The organism is Arthrobacter bambusae (assembly GCF_030812595.1).
Lineage (GTDB): Bacteria > Actinomycetota > Actinomycetes > Actinomycetales > Micrococcaceae > Arthrobacter > Arthrobacter bambusae_B.
On the sequence record NZ_JAUSSZ010000008.1, the window covers coordinates 171,220 to 186,204 of the forward strand.

The 14,985-nt window shown below is 62.2% G+C and carries 19 protein-coding genes; 4 read left to right on the top strand and 15 right to left on the bottom strand.

Features of this window, described 5'->3' with window-relative positions:
• The first annotated feature begins 9 nt into the window (after window positions 1–9).
• Entirely contained in the window at window positions 10–900 is an 891-nt protein-coding gene (locus J2S96_RS12595; RefSeq protein ID WP_370873099.1) for a type II secretion system F family protein, read from the top strand.
• Window positions 901–1,085: 185 nt separating this feature from the next.
• On the opposite strand, the gene J2S96_RS12600 is transcribed toward J2S96_RS12595, so the two are convergent.
• The 8 genes from J2S96_RS12600 to J2S96_RS12635 form a co-directional block, all read right to left on the bottom strand.
• On the bottom strand, window positions 1,086–1,976 hold the full coding sequence (locus tag J2S96_RS12600) for a tRNA pseudouridine synthase A (protein WP_306863810.1): 891 nt from the start codon (window positions 1,974–1,976) through the stop codon (window positions 1,086–1,088).
• A 32-nt stretch (window positions 1,977–2,008) separates the two neighbouring features.
• Window positions 2,009–2,581, bottom strand: coding sequence for a 50S ribosomal protein L17 (gene rplQ, locus J2S96_RS12605; RefSeq protein WP_306863813.1), 573 nt, complete (start codon window positions 2,579–2,581; stop codon window positions 2,009–2,011).
• 66 nt (window positions 2,582–2,647) lie between these two features.
• Entirely contained in the window at window positions 2,648–3,658 is a 1,011-nt protein-coding gene (locus J2S96_RS12610) for a DNA-directed RNA polymerase subunit alpha (RefSeq protein WP_011692778.1), read from the bottom strand.
• 142 nt (window positions 3,659–3,800) lie between these two features.
• Window positions 3,801–4,202 carry a 30S ribosomal protein S11 gene (gene rpsK / locus J2S96_RS12615; protein ID WP_028265083.1) on the bottom strand — a complete coding sequence of 134 codons (402 nt, stop codon included), beginning with the start codon at window positions 4,200–4,202 and terminating at the stop codon, window positions 3,801–3,803.
• A gap of 45 nt (window positions 4,203–4,247) precedes the next feature.
• Complete coding sequence (rpsM, locus tag J2S96_RS12620) at window positions 4,248–4,625, bottom strand: 30S ribosomal protein S13 (protein ID WP_011775569.1); 378 nt, start codon at window positions 4,623–4,625, stop codon at window positions 4,248–4,250.
• A gap of 191 nt (window positions 4,626–4,816) precedes the next feature.
• Window positions 4,817–4,930 carry a 50S ribosomal protein L36 gene (rpmJ, locus tag J2S96_RS12625; RefSeq protein ID WP_011775570.1) on the bottom strand — a complete coding sequence of 38 codons (114 nt, stop codon included), beginning with the start codon at window positions 4,928–4,930 and terminating at the stop codon, window positions 4,817–4,819.
• Between the two features lie 80 nt (window positions 4,931–5,010).
• Entirely contained in the window at window positions 5,011–5,232 is a 222-nt protein-coding gene (gene infA / locus J2S96_RS12630) for a translation initiation factor IF-1 (RefSeq protein ID WP_009358723.1), read from the bottom strand.
• A gap of 256 nt (window positions 5,233–5,488) precedes the next feature.
• Window positions 5,489–6,439, bottom strand: a complete 951-nt coding sequence (locus J2S96_RS12635; protein ID WP_306863820.1) for a P1 family peptidase — start codon at window positions 6,437–6,439, stop codon at window positions 5,489–5,491.
• A 237-nt stretch (window positions 6,440–6,676) separates the two neighbouring features.
• Here J2S96_RS12635 and J2S96_RS12640 point away from each other — a divergent pair, with 237 nt between their 5' ends.
• From J2S96_RS12640 to J2S96_RS12650, 3 genes are all read left to right on the top strand, one after another.
• A complete protein-coding gene (locus tag J2S96_RS12640; protein ID WP_306863823.1) occupies window positions 6,677–7,627 on the top strand; it encodes a carbohydrate ABC transporter permease in 951 nt (316 codons plus the stop codon).
• The gene (locus tag J2S96_RS12645) at window positions 7,624–8,562 is read left to right on the top strand and encodes a carbohydrate ABC transporter permease (RefSeq protein WP_306863826.1); all 939 of its coding nucleotides are present in this window, start codon (window positions 7,624–7,626) and stop codon (window positions 8,560–8,562) included. Before J2S96_RS12640 ends, J2S96_RS12645 begins: the two co-directional genes overlap by 4 nt.
• Window positions 8,563–8,653: 91 nt before the next feature.
• On the top strand, window positions 8,654–10,000 hold the full coding sequence (locus J2S96_RS12650; RefSeq protein WP_306863828.1) for an ABC transporter substrate-binding protein: 1,347 nt from the start codon (window positions 8,654–8,656) through the stop codon (window positions 9,998–10,000).
• Window positions 10,001–10,094: 94 nt separating this feature from the next.
• Here the strand turns inward: J2S96_RS12650 and map are convergent, their stop codons facing one another.
• The 7 genes from map to rplR all read right to left on the bottom strand — a co-directional run bounded on the left by map (window position 10,095) and on the right by rplR (window position 14,983).
• Window positions 10,095–10,922, bottom strand: a complete 828-nt coding sequence (map, locus tag J2S96_RS12655; protein WP_306863830.1) for a type I methionyl aminopeptidase — start codon at window positions 10,920–10,922, stop codon at window positions 10,095–10,097.
• Window positions 10,923–11,107: 185 nt separating this feature from the next.
• Entirely contained in the window at window positions 11,108–11,677 is a 570-nt protein-coding gene (locus J2S96_RS12660) for an adenylate kinase (protein WP_306863970.1), read from the bottom strand.
• Window positions 11,678–11,682: 5 nt separating this feature from the next.
• Entirely contained in the window at window positions 11,683–12,993 is a 1,311-nt protein-coding gene (gene secY, locus J2S96_RS12665; RefSeq protein ID WP_306863832.1) for a preprotein translocase subunit SecY, read from the bottom strand.
• Window positions 12,994–13,180: 187 nt separating this feature from the next.
• Window positions 13,181–13,675 carry a 50S ribosomal protein L15 gene (gene rplO / locus J2S96_RS12670; RefSeq protein WP_306863835.1) on the bottom strand — a complete coding sequence of 165 codons (495 nt, stop codon included), beginning with the start codon at window positions 13,673–13,675 and terminating at the stop codon, window positions 13,181–13,183.
• The gene (rpmD, locus tag J2S96_RS12675; RefSeq protein ID WP_059387371.1) at window positions 13,675–13,881 is read right to left on the bottom strand and encodes a 50S ribosomal protein L30; all 207 of its coding nucleotides are present in this window, start codon (window positions 13,879–13,881) and stop codon (window positions 13,675–13,677) included. The genes rplO and rpmD overlap by 1 nt, the downstream gene beginning before the upstream one ends.
• 2 nt (window positions 13,882–13,883) lie before the next feature.
• Window positions 13,884–14,555 carry a 30S ribosomal protein S5 gene (gene rpsE, locus J2S96_RS12680; RefSeq protein ID WP_306863973.1) on the bottom strand — a complete coding sequence of 224 codons (672 nt, stop codon included), beginning with the start codon at window positions 14,553–14,555 and terminating at the stop codon, window positions 13,884–13,886.
• A gap of 44 nt (window positions 14,556–14,599) precedes the next feature.
• On the bottom strand, window positions 14,600–14,983 hold the full coding sequence (gene rplR / locus J2S96_RS12685; RefSeq protein ID WP_059387369.1) for a 50S ribosomal protein L18: 384 nt from the start codon (window positions 14,981–14,983) through the stop codon (window positions 14,600–14,602).
• Window positions 14,984–14,985: the final 2 nt, after the last annotated feature.

Consider the following 14,985-nt stretch of genomic DNA (forward strand, 5'->3'; position numbering starts at 1 on the left):
GGGGTTGCTATGAGTCCTATTGCATGGCTGTTCGTAGCACTGATTGTCGTTCCGATTGCGGGGATGGCTTGGTCTTTCATTTCGGTAGACCGTGCCGGACTGGCTACAGTCCGAGCGAATTTAAGACGAAGCCCAGGACGGCTTCAACAGGCAGAGCCAGAAGCGCAGCGGATCCTCGTCAAGGAACTTGGCCTTCGTTTCACGCCCAAGGGATACGTCGCTTGGCTGGACAAGCTTCTCGCGCGGGCCGGTCGGCCGGCGGGAATCCCTTTGGAGCGACTGCTCATTGCCAAACCGGCACTTGCGCTTGTTGCTGGGCTTTTCGGCCTCTATTTCTTCCTCCAAGCCCCGAGCGGGCCAGGCTTCCTTCTGTACCTGTTCGTCGTTGCGTTGTGTTACATGGTGCCGGATGTCATGATCCACAGCCGTGGTGCGAAGCGCCAGGAAGCCATTCAACTGGAACTCCCGAACACCCTCGACCAGATGTTGATCTCGGTCGAGGCGGGTCTGGGATTCGAGGCAGCGATGTCAAGGGCGGGCCAAAATGGTTCGGGCCCCCTGGCCTCGGAATTCCTTCGTACCTTGCAGGACATGCAAGCCGGGCGCAGCCGCAAAGACGCATATCTGGCGCTCTCCAGCCGTGCGGATGTTCCAGAATTAAGAAGCTTTGTGCGTGCAGTCGTTCAGGCTGACACCTACGGAATCGCCATAGCCAACGTTCTTCGAACGCAGGCGTCGCAGATGCGCATCAAGCGTCGTCAGCGGGCTGAAGAGAAAGCGATGAAGCTTCCGATCAAGGTTCTCTTTCCGCTCATGTTGTGCATACTCCCCGTACTCTTCATTGTGGTCATGGGGCCAGCGGTCATCAACGTAATCAACAACTTCATGGGGGCGTTCTGACCAGGCTCCCATAACCAGCGCATCTGGGGCGCTACTGACAGGCCACCCGCCACCCCAGAACCGCGGGTGGTCTTCGCAGGCCCCCTCCCCGGTACCCAGAGCCGGGAGGGGGCCGTCCAACGTCCAAGGCCGTCCAACGTCCAGGCGCGTCCGGGAAAGCTCGCGGGAGACCGCCAGCCCTGAACCTACTCCCGCCGCGCCCGGGTCAGCTCGGCCCGCGCGAACAGCTCCGCGTCAGAGGGATAGGCCACTTCCTCCAGCACCAAGGGGTGCGGCGCGGCGAGCACCGACTTGGCGTCGCGTACCCCAGCTAGCAAACGTTCATGCAGCCATTCCGGCTTTTCCAGGCCCTCCCCCACCCGCAGCGCCGACCCCACGAGTGCACGCACCATGTTGTGGCAAAAAGCATCGGCTTGGACCTTAGCGACAAGTACGCCGTCGCTGCCGCGCACGAACTCCAGCCGCTGCAGCTCGCGAATCGTCGTGGCGCCTTCACGGGGCTTGCAGTACGCCCGGAAGTCCTGGAGCCCCAACAATGCCGCCGCCCCGGAATTCATCGCTCGTTCGTCCAAGGCGGCCTTGTGCCACAAAGTCACTCCGCGCAGGACCGGGTCCCAGCGTTCGGGGCCGTCGGCGATCCGGTAGCTGTAGCGGCGCCACAACGCTGAGAAGCGAGCGTCAAAGCCCTCAGGCGCCAGACCGGCGTCGTGCACTTCGATAGCGCCGGTCTCATCCTGCAGGACCCGGCTCAGTGCTCCGCGAAGCCTCCGCAGCAAGGCGGCGGCGGGGTCGATCTCGTGGCCCCTCGTCAGTCCGGTCCACTCTTCCCCGGACAAGTCGATATGCGCCACTTGTCCACGGGCATGGACACCGGCGTCGGTCCGCCCCGCTACGGTAACCCGCACAGGACGCCGCACAATCAGCGCCAGTCCCTCTTCCAACGATCCCTGCACGGTACGGAGGCCGGGCTGAAGCGCCCACCCGTTGAACGGACCGCCGTCGTACGAAAGATCCAGCCGGACACGCAAAAACCCGCCGCCCCCCGAAACGGGGGCAGCGGGTTTTCGTTCGTTCATAGACTTAAGTCTACTGTGAAGAATTCAGTGAATTACTTCTTTTCCTCAGCGGCCGGAGCCTCTTCGGTTTCAGCAGCTTCAGCTTCGGGAGCCTCGGCTTCGGTCTCAGGGGCGTCAGCCACAACGTCAGCCTCAACGACCTCTTCCTCGGCAACCGGAGCGGCTTCCTCGGCGGCCGGAGCAGCCTTCTCAGCGTCCTTCTTGGCAGCGGCAGTCGCCTCGGCAACTACAGCTTGCTTCGGGGAAACCGGCTCAAGAACCAGCTCGATGACAGCCATGGGAGCGTTGTCGCCCTTGCGGTTGCCGATCTTGGTGATGCGGGTGTAGCCGCCATCGCGGTTGGCAACGGCGCCGGCGATGTCGGTGAACAGCTCGTGGACGATGCCCTTGTCGCTGATCAGGCCGAGCACACGACGGCGGGATGAAAGGTCGCCGCGCTTGGCGAAGGTCACGAGGCGCTCTGCATACGGCTTCAGGCGCTTGGCCTTGGTGACCGTGGTGGTGATGCGCTTGTGCTCGAACAGCGATGCTGCCAGGTTCGCGAGCATCAAGCGCTCGTGAGCCGGACCGCCTCCGAGGCGCGGACCCTTAGTGGGGGTAGGCATAGTAATTTCTCCTGTAATGAAGGCCGTCCGGGTCCGAACGTGGACCCGGTGGCCAAGATCTGCTTGTTAGAGCTCGTCGTCGCTGAACGCGGCGTCGTCCTCTTCGATGGCTGCGGCGCGTGCTGCAAGATCGAAACCGGGAGGGGAGTCCTTGAGGGACAGGCCCAGTTCAACCAGCTTTGCCTTGACCTCATCGATGGACTTCGCACCGAAGTTGCGGATGTCCATCAGGTCAGCCTCGGAGCGGGCAACGAGTTCACCCACGGTGTGGATGCCCTCACGCTTGAGGCAGTTGTAGGAACGGACGGTGAGGTCCAGATCCTCGATCGGCAGTGCCATGTCAGCCGCCAAGGCAGCATCCGTCGGCGACGGGCCAATCTCGATACCTTCAGCTGCGGTGTTCAGCTCACGTGCAAGACCGAACAGTTCCACCAGGGTGGTGCCTGCCGAAGCAACGGCGTCGCGCGGGGCGATAGCCTGCTTGGTCTCGACGTCGACAATCAGCTTGTCGAAGTCAGTGCGCTGCTCAACACGGGTAGCTTCCACGCGGAAGGTAACCTTCAAGACCGGCGAATAAATCGAGTCGACCGGAATACGGCCGATCTCGGAATCGCCGGACTTGTTCTGAGCTGCCGAAACGTAGCCGCGGCCGCGTTCGATGGTCAGTTCGAGTTCGAACTTGCCCTTCGAGTTCAGCGTGGCAATGTGCAGATCCGGGTTGTGGAATTCGACGCCGGCCGGCGGAGCGATGTCCGCGGCGGTGACGACTCCGGGGCCCTGCTTGCGCAGGTATGCAACAACCGGCTCATCGTGCTCGGAGGACACGGAGAGGTTCTTGATGTTCAGGATGATCTCAGTGACATCTTCCTTGACACCCGGAACCGTGGTGAACTCGTGCAGCACGCCATCGATCCGGATGCTGGTTACAGCGGCACCGGGGATGGAGGAGAGCAGGGTACGGCGGAGGGAGTTTCCGAGGGTGTAACCGAAGCCCGGTTCCAGCGGTTCAATGATGAAACGCGAGCGGTTCTCGGAGACTACTTCTTCAGACAGAGTGGGGCGCTGTGCAATAAGCACTTAGGTTTCCTTTCGGCGAGCATCCGCTATATGACGCAACACAGGTGGTGGAAATCGGCTTGGTACCGGCATTGCCGGCCGGACGGGGTGGAACAGTCACGCTGTTCCACCCCGGACCCGGCCGGCAAGGCCAAGAATCCAATTAGACGCGGCGGCGCTTCGGCGGGCGGCAACCGTTGTGGGCGCTGGGGGTGACGTCCTGGATGGAGCCGACCTCGAGGCCAGCGGCCTGCAGCGAACGGATTGCGGTCTCGCGTCCGGATCCCGGTCCCTTGACGAACACGTCAACCTTGCGCAGACCGTGCTCCTGGGCGCGCTTTGCAGCAGCCTCGGCAGCCATCTGGGCGGCGAACGGGGTGGACTTGCGGGAGCCCTTGAATCCAACCTCACCGGCGGAAGCCCAGGAGATTACAGCACCGTTCGGGTCCGTGATGGACACGATGGTGTTGTTAAAAGTGCTCTTGATGTGCGCTTGGCCAAGCGCGATATTCTTCTTGTCCTTCTTACGCGGCTTGCGAACCGCGCCACGAGTCTTCGGGGGCATTATTTCTCCTACAGAAAGTTATCGGGGGAAAGTCAGCTGCTATTTCTAGCGGCCGGCCTTCTTCTTGCCGGCGACGGTACGCTTCGGGCCCTTGCGGGTACGAGCGTTGGTCTTCGTACGCTGACCGCGTACGGGCAGGCCCTTGCGGTGACGCAGGCCTTCGTAGCTGCCGATTTCAACCTTGCGGCGGATATCTGCTGCTACTTCGCGGCGAAGGTCACCCTCAACCTTGTAGTTGCCTTCAATGTAGTCACGCAGCTGGACCAGCTCGGCGTCAGTCAGGTCCTTGACGCGAACGTCAGCGCTGATGCCGGTGGCAGCCAGGGTTTCGTGTGCACGGGTCTTGCCCACGCCGTAGATGTAAGTAAGCGCAATTTCCAACCGCTTTTCGCGGGGAATGTCTACGCCAGCGAGACGAGCCATAGTGGCAGTACTCCTTGAATAAACCGGAGGTCGTAGGCAGTACACCCGCACTTTCAGTGCGGCCCCAGCCTCCGACCGGGGGTTAGCTGTCCGGGCTCCATACGTCCCAATTCAGCTTGTGCTGCCTTTATTTACTTGCGTGGGTTAGCAACCCAGGTTGCCCTCGCGGGCGCTAGTTCCCTTGCGGGGAATCAGCCCTGGCGCTGCTTGTGGCGCGGGTTCTCGCAGATCACCATGACCCGGCCATTACGGCGGATCACTTTGCACTTGTCGCAGATCTGCTTAACGCTCGGCTTGACCTTCATGGCGTTCCTTTGCGTGTTGCAGTTGGTCAGCTGAAGCGGCACTACCTGGGATGTGTATTCCCGAGGCTGCCGCCCAGCAATTACTTGTAGCGGTAGACGATGCGACCACGTGTGAGGTCGTAAGGGCTCAGTTCCACCACTACGCGGTCTTCAGGGAGAATCCTGATGTAGTGCTGTCGCATCTTCCCCGAGATGTGTGCAAGAACGATGTGCTTGTTGGTGAGCTCAACGCGAAACATCGCATTGGGCAGCGCCTCAGTCACAACGCCCTCGATCTCAATGACCCCGTCCTTCTTGGCCATATCCTCCGCTAACTGTTGTTTGCCGCAGCCCTCCGGTTAGGCACCGGAAAATCTGCGGACGTTTTTTGTTTGTTTGGCCGTCCGGCTCCCGCCACTCCACGAAGCAGGACTCGCGACCTGTTAAATGGGCGTGGCTGTGCAGACAACCAACAGACAACTCTACGCCAAGACGGCGCGAAAGTTAAATCCGCCCATGCTAGCGCAGACACCGGCACGGTGTCACCCTTCCCGGCACCGGAGAACCCCTTGGATCCCGCTAAACCGCGCCGTATGCAGGGAAGGCGCCTGCCGCCGTCGTGATGGATTCCGCGGCCGCGATGCCGTCGCGGACAGCCAGGCGGACCGCGTCTGCCGCCGCGCTTTGCAGGGTGATGAGCGAAACCTGCCTTGCTTGTTCCGAACTGCGGTCAAGTCCGACGGCGCCGGTCGCCAGCGCGAACACGGTGTCGCCGTCGGCGAGCGTATGGGAAGGACTCAGCGCCCGGGCGAGGCCCGCGTGCGCCGCACTCGCGGTGCGCTTGCATTCGGCGGGATCGAGGTCAGCGTTGGTGGCGACCACAACGAGCGTGGTGTTCAACGACGGGGGTCCCGCAGGCGCGGTGCTGCCGGATTCCGGCCGCGGGGACGATTCGCCGAACGGCATTCCCAACGCATTGACCACCGCGAGCGCACCCACCACCACGCCGCGGTCCAGGGTGATGGACGAGGTGCCCACTCCCCCCTTGAACGCGCCCCGTCCGATCACGGCACCCGTACCGGCGCCAACGTTTCCACGCCCGACGTCGGCGCGCTCGCTTGAGGCCGCAGCCGCACCGGCCGCTTCGTATCCCATGGCTTCGTCGGGGCGAGCGGAGAAGTCCCCGCCGCGGCCCAAGTCGAAGATCGCGGCTGCAGGGACGATCGGCACCACTCCCCCGGCCACGGTGAAACCGTGTCCTTGCTGTTCACACCAACGCTGGGCGCCATGTGCCGCGATCAGCCCAAAAGCGCTCCCGCCGGTAAGCACCACTGCGTCAACCGTCGGCACCAGGGTGGTGGGATCGAGAGCGTCCGTCTCATGCGTGCCCGGACCGCCGCCCCGCACGTCCACCGATCCCACCGTCCCCGCCGGCGGAAGGACAACGGTCACGCCGCTCAGCCAGCCATCGCCGATCCGTTGGACATGTCCCACCCGGATTCCTGGCACATCAGTGATCTTGGAAGTCATGCGCCTATTCTGCTCCTTCGATACAAACGATAGGCGGGCCTCGAATGTAAACACGGCCCGATCCTTCACGAAACATCGAGTAAACGACCGCAGAAGCCTTGTCCAACAATCCAGCGAAGAGCTGGTTTTTTGACTTGACAGACATCCCCGTGTGGTGAGGTAAAACAAGCCGCCCCCTTTACCCCGTAGTGGCGAGTCCGGCGCACCCCGATATCTGCAAACCGTTAGAGACATCCCATGACAAGACAACTGACTGGCAGCCCCGCGGTCACCGCGCAGGCTGTCCCGGCCCCTCGGCGCCGTGGACGCTGGTCCGGCCGGACCCGGCGCGACTTCTTCGTGTTCCTGGCCCTGGCCTTGCCGAACCTGGCGCTGATCGCGGTCTTCACCTACCTGCCGCTAATCAACAACATGTACTACTCGACCCTCGACTGGACCTTGGGGTCCGCCTCGGCCACCGTCGTCGGGTTCGACAACTACATCGCCTTCTTCACCAGTTCCGACGCTCCGCAGGTTCTTGGCACCACAGCCATCTTCACGGTGGTCACAGTTGGCGGTTCCATGGCGCTCGGACTCCTGGTTGCCCTTGCGTTGAACGCGAAGGTCCGCGGCACCACGTTCGCCCGTTCCGCCGTCTTCGCCCCCTACGTCCTCAGCGGCGTAGGTGTGGGCCTCGTCTGGCTATTCATCTTCGACCCCGGTTATGGCGTCTTGTCCTGGCTCCTCCGGGGTATCGGCCAGCAAAGCCCGCAGTGGATCAACGATCCGCAGCTCTCCCTCGTGATGGTCATCATCGTCTACGTCTGGAAGAACCTGGGCTACTGCGCCGTCGTGTACCTCGCCGGGCTCCAGTCGCTCCCGAAGGACGTCATGGAGGCAGCTTCCCTGGATGGTGCCAACGGTTTCCGCCGCTTCATGAGCATCTCCGTTCCCCTGCTCGGTCCCACCACCTTCTTCCTGCTGATCACCACGATGATCAGCTCGCTTCAAGCCTTTGACTTGATCCGCATCATGACTCCGCTGGGCAACGGCACCAGCACGCTGATCTACGAGGCCTACCTCCAGGCGTTCGGGGCCTACAACCGCGCCGGGTACTCCGCCTCCATATCGGTGGTGCTCTTCGCCATCCTGCTCATCATCACCGTGCTCCAGTTGCGGTTCGTCGAACGGAAGGTGCACTACTCATGAGCACGCTCTCTCCCGTCAGCCCCAACTCCGCAGGCGGCGTCGGATCCCGTAACGCTCCCGACGCCGGTCCGGAGCTTCCCGTGCGGCGCGAGCGGCCGTTTTCCCGCTCGAACCTCGTCCAGACCCTGGCGGGAGGCTACATCCCGCTGATCGTGGCCACCCTGGTAGTAGTCCTGCCCCTGTTGTGGATGTTGCTGAGCTCCTTCAAGCAGCCCGGCGAGATCGTCACCACGGATCTCAAGATCCTGCCGCAGGGGCTGAACCTGGAGAACTACCACACGGCCATGACCACCGTGCCGTTCGCCGGGTTCTTCCTGAACAGCCTGATCGTCACCACGGTCGGCTCCACGGTCAAGGTGATCCTGGCGATCCTGACGGCGTATGCCTTGGTCTTTGTCCGATTCCCGTTCAAGAACGTGATCTTCGTCGTGATTCTCGTAGCCCTGATGGTGCCGCCGCAGGTGTCGATCCTCCCGAACTACATCCTGATCGCGGGAATCGGAGGGAAGAACACCTTGTGGGGAATCATTCTCCCGGGGCTCGGCACGGCCTTTGGAACCTTCCTCCTTCGCCAGCATTTCAAGACGCTTCCGGGGTCAATCCTCGAAGCCGCGGAAATCGACGGCGCGGGCCATTGGCGCAGGCTGTGGCAAGTGGTCGTCCCCGTGTCGCTCCCCTCCATCGCCACCGTTGCCCTCGTCACCGTGGTCAGCGAATGGAACGACTACATCTGGCCGCTGATCATCACGGACCGGCCGGAAACCATGACCCTCCCGGTCGGCCTGACCCTGCTTCAGAACTCTGAAGGAAACGGAGCCGGCTGGGGGATCCTGATGGCCGGGGCAGTCCTGGTGATCATCCCCATCCTCCTGGTCTTCGCGGCGCTGCAACGCTACATCGTCGCCGGGCTCACCCAGGGCAGCGTCACCGGATAGCAACACAGCACGTCTCCCGCTGCCTTCCCCGAGCTTTGGCAGCACCGTCCAACAAACCATCACCACCTTTGCATCCTTGAGAGGACCCATCATGGCAATGTACCTTGACCGTAGAAACTTCCTGGGGCTCGCCGGACTGGGAGTCGCCGCCGCCGCCCTGGCTGCCTGCGGCGGACCGTCGACCGGCGGCAGCGCCGCGAGCACAGCTCCGTCCGACATCGACTTCACCAGCGTGAAGCCGGCCGGCTCATTCGACTTTTGGACCAGCCACCCCGGGCAGTCCCAGGCCGTCGAGCAGTCCATCATCGACAAGTTCCAAGCGAAGTTCCCCGACATCAAGGTGAACCTCGTCACAGCAGGCGCCAACTACGAGGAAATCGCGCAGAAGTTCCAGACATCGCAGGCAGCGAAGTCGGCCCTCCCCGGCCTCGTCGTGCTCTCCGACGTGTGGTGGTTCCGCTACTACACCAACGGCAACATCATCCCGTTGGACGGACTGATCAAGCAGCTGGACATCAAGATCGACGACTTCCAGAAATCCCTGGTGGCGGACTACAAGTACGCCAACAAGCAGTGGGCACTCCCCTATGGCCGCTCCACGCCGCTCTTCTACTACAACAAGGATCACTTCAAGGCCGCGGGCCTTCCGGACCGTGCGCCGAAGACTTGGCAGGAATTCGCCGAGTGGGCCCCCAAGCTCCAGGCCAGCTCGGGCGCAAAGTACTCGTACATGTACCCTGCCTTGGCCGGTTACGCCGGCTGGACCCTGCAGAACAACCTGTGGGGCTGGGGAGGCGGCTGGTCAAACGGCTGGGACATCACCGCAGACTCTGCTGAGTCCGTCACGGCGCTGCAGTGGGTACAGGACACCATCTACAAGGACAAGTGGGCCGGTGTCTCCTCCAAGAACGCTGCTGATGACTTCTCCGCGGGCATAGCATCAACCACGATCTCCTCTACCGGCGACCTGCTGGGTGTGCTCAAGTCCGCCAAGTTCAACGTCGGGGTCGGCTTCCTCCCGGGCGGGCCCAAGGCCCAGAGCAACGTCTGCCCCACCGGGGGTGCCGGACTCGGGATCCCCAGCGGGGTCAGCAAGGAAGTCCAGCTCGCCGCAGCGACCTTCCTGAAGTTCATGACCGAACCGGAGAACACGGCCGCGTTCTCGGCCGCCACCGGTTACATGCCCACGCGTGTCTCCGCGGACATGACCGCCGTCCTCGCCAAAACCCCGCAGATCAAGACGGCCATGGACCAGCTCGCTGTCACCAAGGTCCAGGACAACGCCCGTGTATTCCTGCCGGGAGCGGACCAGGAGATGGCCAAGGCTGCAGCCAAGATCATGACCCAGCAGGGCGATGTGAAGGCCACGATGACAGACCTTAAGGCAACCCTCGAGGGCATTTACACCAAGGACGTGAAGCCTAAGCTCAAGAGCTAGATTCCACCCACGCTACGCAAAATCCCTGGCGACACCCGAATTCGGGCGTCGCCAGGGATTTTCTGTGTCGCCAGGGATTTTCTGTGTCGTCGGGTCAGGGAATCGGAACGGGCACGACGCCGAGCGGCGCCAGCTGCTCCGCACCGCCGTCGGGGGCGGAAAGCACCCAGATGCCCTTTTCGTGGACGGCTACCGAGTGTTCCCACTGGCACGAGCGCTTGCCGTCGGTGGTCACCACGGTCCAGTCGTCGTCGAGGGTTGCTGTTTCGATGCCGCCCCGGACGAGCATGGGCTCAATGGCAAGGCACAGTCCCGGCCTGATCTTCGGACCGCGGTGCGTGGTGCGGTAGTTCAACACATCAGGAGCCATGTGCATCTCGGAACCGATGCCGTGGCCTACATAGTCTTCCAGGATGCCCAGCGGCTTTCCCGGTACCGAGGAGACGTAGTCATCCACGGCGTTGCCGATGTCCCCCACGAACTTGCCCTTGGCCAAAGCAGCGATTCCACGCCACATGGCGGCCTGGGTGACATCCGAGAGCCGCTGGTCTTCAGGATCCGCCGTACCGACGATCACCGTGCGCGCGGAGTCCGAGTGCCAGCCATCAACGATCGCTCCGCCGTCAATCGAAATGATGTCCCCGTCCTGGAGGATCCGGTCACCGGGAATCCCGTGGACGACCTCCTCGTTGACGGACGTGCAGATGGTGGCCGGGAAGCCGTGATAGCCGAGGAAGTTCGACTTCGCTCCGGCGTCGATCAGGACAGCCGCAAACACGGCGTCGATCTCACGCGTGGTCACGCCCGGTTTCGCAGCACCAACGGCTGCGTCGAGCGCTCTGCTGAGGACCAATCCGGCCTCCTGCATCTTGCGCATTTGCTCGTTGGTCTTGTATTCGATGCGGGGCTGGCCGAACGCCATGGTCTCCTCTTGTCGTGTGCTGATGGTGGTTGGCTGCAGCAGCAGGCCACCCTCTGGTTTCCTATTTTCCCGCATCGGACGCCGTGCCCGAAACCCCGGGCTGGAAGAACGCAAAAAGGGCGAGTCCCCCGCCGGAGCATTTCGCTCCGGCGAGGGACACGCCCTTTTCAATAGTCATGCGGCGACTAGACCGCCTTGGCCGCCTCGATCGCCAACAGCACGCGATCCGTGACCTCGTCGATGGCGCCAATGCCATCAACTTGGGTCAGGATGCCACGTTCGGCGTACTTGGCAACGACGGGTTCGGTCTGCTCGTGGTAGAGGTCCAAGCGGTGGCGGATGACAGCTTCGTTGTCATCCGAGCGCCCGGTCTCCTTGGCACGGCCCAGCAAACGTTTGACAAGTTCCTCGTCGTCGGCCGTCAGCTGAAGCACGACGTCGAGCTTCTCGTCCGTGTCGGCGAGGATCTGGTCCAGGTATTCCACCTGGGCGGTGGTGCGGGGGTATCCGTCGAGCAGGAAGCCGTTTTCGACGTCGCTCTCGCTCAGGCGGTCGCGGACCATCTTGTTGGTGACGCTGTCCGGAACGAAATCGCCGGCGTCCATGTACTTCTTGGCTTCGATACCCAGAGGGGTTTCGCCCTTGACGTTCGCACGGAAGATGTCCCCAGTGGAGATCGCGACTACGCCCAAGCGCTCGGAAATCCGCTCAGCCTGGGTTCCCTTACCCGAACCCGGGGGTCCAATGATCAGCATTCTCGTCATCGCAAAAGCCCTTCGTAGTGACGTTGTTGTAGCTGCGCATCAATCTGCTTGACGGTTTCCAGGCCAACACCCACCATGATCAGAATTGACGTGCCACCGAACGGGAAGTTCTGGTTGGCACTGATCAGGACGAGTGCGACCAGCGGAATCAACGCCACGAAGCCTAGGTAAAAGGCGCCGGGGAGGGTAATCCTGGAAAGCACGTACTGCAGGTAGTCCGCGGTCGGTTTACCCGCCCGGATGCCCGGAATGAACCCGCCGTACTTCTTCATGTTGTCCGAGACCTCTTCAGGGTTGAAGGTGATCGCGACATAGAAGTAGGTGAAGAACACAATCATGACGAAGTAGAGCGCCATGTAGATGGGGTGGTCGCCCTTGGTGAGGTTGTTGTTGATCCACTCAACCCACGGGGCGATGGTCTCTCCGGCCTTCGGCTGGTTGAACTGCGCAATCAGCCCGGGCAGGTAGAGCATGGAGGAAGCAAAGATGACGGGCACGACGCCGGCCATGTTCACCTTGATGGGGATGTAGGTGCTGGTGCCGCCCACAGTGCGCCGGCCGATCATACGCTTCGCGTACTGGACCGGAATGCGCCGCTGGGACTGCTCCACGAAGACCACGAGCGCGACGGTCACCAGACCGATCGCCAGCACCGTGAAGAACGTGCCCGGTCCCTTGGAGTTCCAGATGGCGCCCAGGGAGGTCGGGAAGCCTGCTGCGATGGACGTGAAGATGAGCAGGGACATACCGTTGCCCACGCCCTTCTCGGTAACCAGCTCGCCCATCCACATGATCAGGCCCGTACCGGCCGTCAAGGTGATGACCACAAGAATCGTGGCGATGATGCTCGTGTCAGGGATGATCGGCAGCTGGCAGTTGGGGAGCAACTGTCCGGAGCGCGCCAGGGACACCAGGGTGGTGGCGTTCAGCAGACCCAGCGCAATAGTCAGATAACGCGTGTACTGCGTCAGCTTCGACTGACCGGAGGCACCTTCGTCGTACAGCTGCTGGAACCGCGGAATGACCACGCGGAGCAGCTGCACGATGATGCTGGCCGTGATGTACGGCATGATCCCCAAGGCAAAGATCGAAACCTGTAGCAGTGCACCACCGCTGAACAGGTTGACGAGCTGGTAGAGGCCGCCCTGGTCCTGATTGCTTGACAAACATTGCTGAACATTTTGGTAGCTCACACCAGGCGAGGGGATAAAGGCTCCCAAGCGGAAGATTGTGATGATTCCCAGCGTGAACAACAACTTGCGTCGCAGATCAGGCGTCCGAAATGCCCGGCCGAATGCGCTTAGCAAGCGTCCTCCTGAGTTAAAAGTCCAAGGGTGTCGATACGGGTCATTGAAACCCAACACCCGAGTCTAACGGTTTGATGCGCCATGCGAACAATCGAGGGGTGCCCCCGTATGAAAAAACTCCCGATGCGAAGGGCCGAAGCCCTCCACACCGGGAGTCCTTTTACAACGGGCGATCGCCCCAGAGCCCTTAGAGGGCAGTGGTGGTTCCGCCTGCTGCTGCAATCTTCTCAGCTGCGCTGGAGGAGAAAGCGTGGGCGGTGACGTCAACCTTGACGGTGATGTCGCCGGTGCCCAGCACCTTGACGGGCTGGTTCTTGCGAACGGCACCCTTCTCAACCAGGGACTCGACGGTGACAGCGCCACCTTCCGGGAACAGCTCGTTGAGCCTGTCCAGGTTTACAACCTGGAACTCAACCCGGAACGGGTTCTTGAAGCCGCGAAGCTTCGGCAGGCGCATGTGCAGCGGCAGCTGGCCGCCGGCAAAGCCAGCCTTGACCTGGTAGCGGGCCTTCGTACCCTTGGTACCGCGACCGGCGGTCTTACCCTTGGAGCCTTCACCACGACCAACACGGGTCTTGGCAGTCTTGGCACCGGGGGCGGGACGCAGGTGGTGGACCTTCAGAGCGTTCTGCTTGTCAGCAGCCTCGTTCTGTGCCTTATCGGCGGTCTTGTTCTCAGCCATTACTTCGCCTCCTCTACATTCACGAGGTGCGGAACCGTGTTGAGCATTCCGACGGTTACGGCATCAGCGGTACGGACAACAGTGTGTCCGATGCGCTTGAGGCCGAGGGACCGCAGGGTTTCACGCTGGTTCTGCTTGGCGCCGATGACGCCCTTGATCTGGGTGATCTCCAACTGAGCGTCGGAGGGAGTCAGGTTCTTAGCCATGACTAGACACCTGCCTTCTGGTTCTGGAGTGAGCGCACCAGAGCAGCAGGAGCAACCTCGTCCAGCGGCAGGCCACGGCGGGCTGCCACGGATGCTGGCTCTTCCAGTCGCTTCAGGGCGTCAACAGTCGCGTGAACGATGTTGATGGCGTTCGAGGAACCGAGCGACTTGGAGAGGACGTCGTGGATACCGACGCATTCCAGTACCGCGCGGACCGGACCACCGGCGATAACACCGGTACCCGGGGAAGCCGGACGCAGCATGACAACGCCTGCTGCGGCCTCACCCTGCACGCGGTGCGGGATGGTGTTGCCAACGCGGGGAACGCGGAAGAAGGACTTCTTAGCCTCTTCAACGCCCTTTGCGATAGCTGCCGGAACTTCCTTGGCCTTGCCGTAGCCAACGCCAACCATGCCGTTACCGTCACCGACGACGACGAGGGCGGTGAAGCTGAAGCGACGACCACCCTTGACGACCTTGGCAACACGGTTGATGGTTACAACGCGCTCGACGAACTGGCTCTTCTCGGCCTCGCGACCGCCGTCGCGGCCACCACGGCCACCACGGTCGCCGCGGCCCTGGCCACGGTCACCACGCTCGCCGCGACGGCCGCCGCGGCGGTCGTCGGTGGCAGCAGCAGTCTCAGTTGCTTCAGCAGCAGGTGCTTCAGTCACATTCTGTTCAGCAGACACGGTGTCCTTTTCCTTGTTTACTTCGGTCACAGTGCCAGCCCACCTTCACGTGCACCGTCAGCGACGGCGGCGATCCGGCCGTGGTACTTGTTACCACCGCGGTCGAAGACAACAGCTTCGATGCCTGCAGCCTTGGCGCGCCCGGCAACGAGCTCGCCGACGCGCTTGGCCTTGGCAGTCTTGTCCCCGTCGAATGCACGAAGGTCTGCTTCCAAAGTGGACGCGTAAGCCACGGTTACACCCTTGCTGTCATCGACAACCTGGACGAAGATGTGGCGTGCGGAGCGGTTGACGACCAGACGAGGACGAACAGCCGTACCGGTGATGCGCTTGCGGATACGAAGCTGGCGACGGCTGCGTGCAGCAGACTTGCTCTTGTTCGTACGCTTCTTGTTAATTGCGATGGCCATGG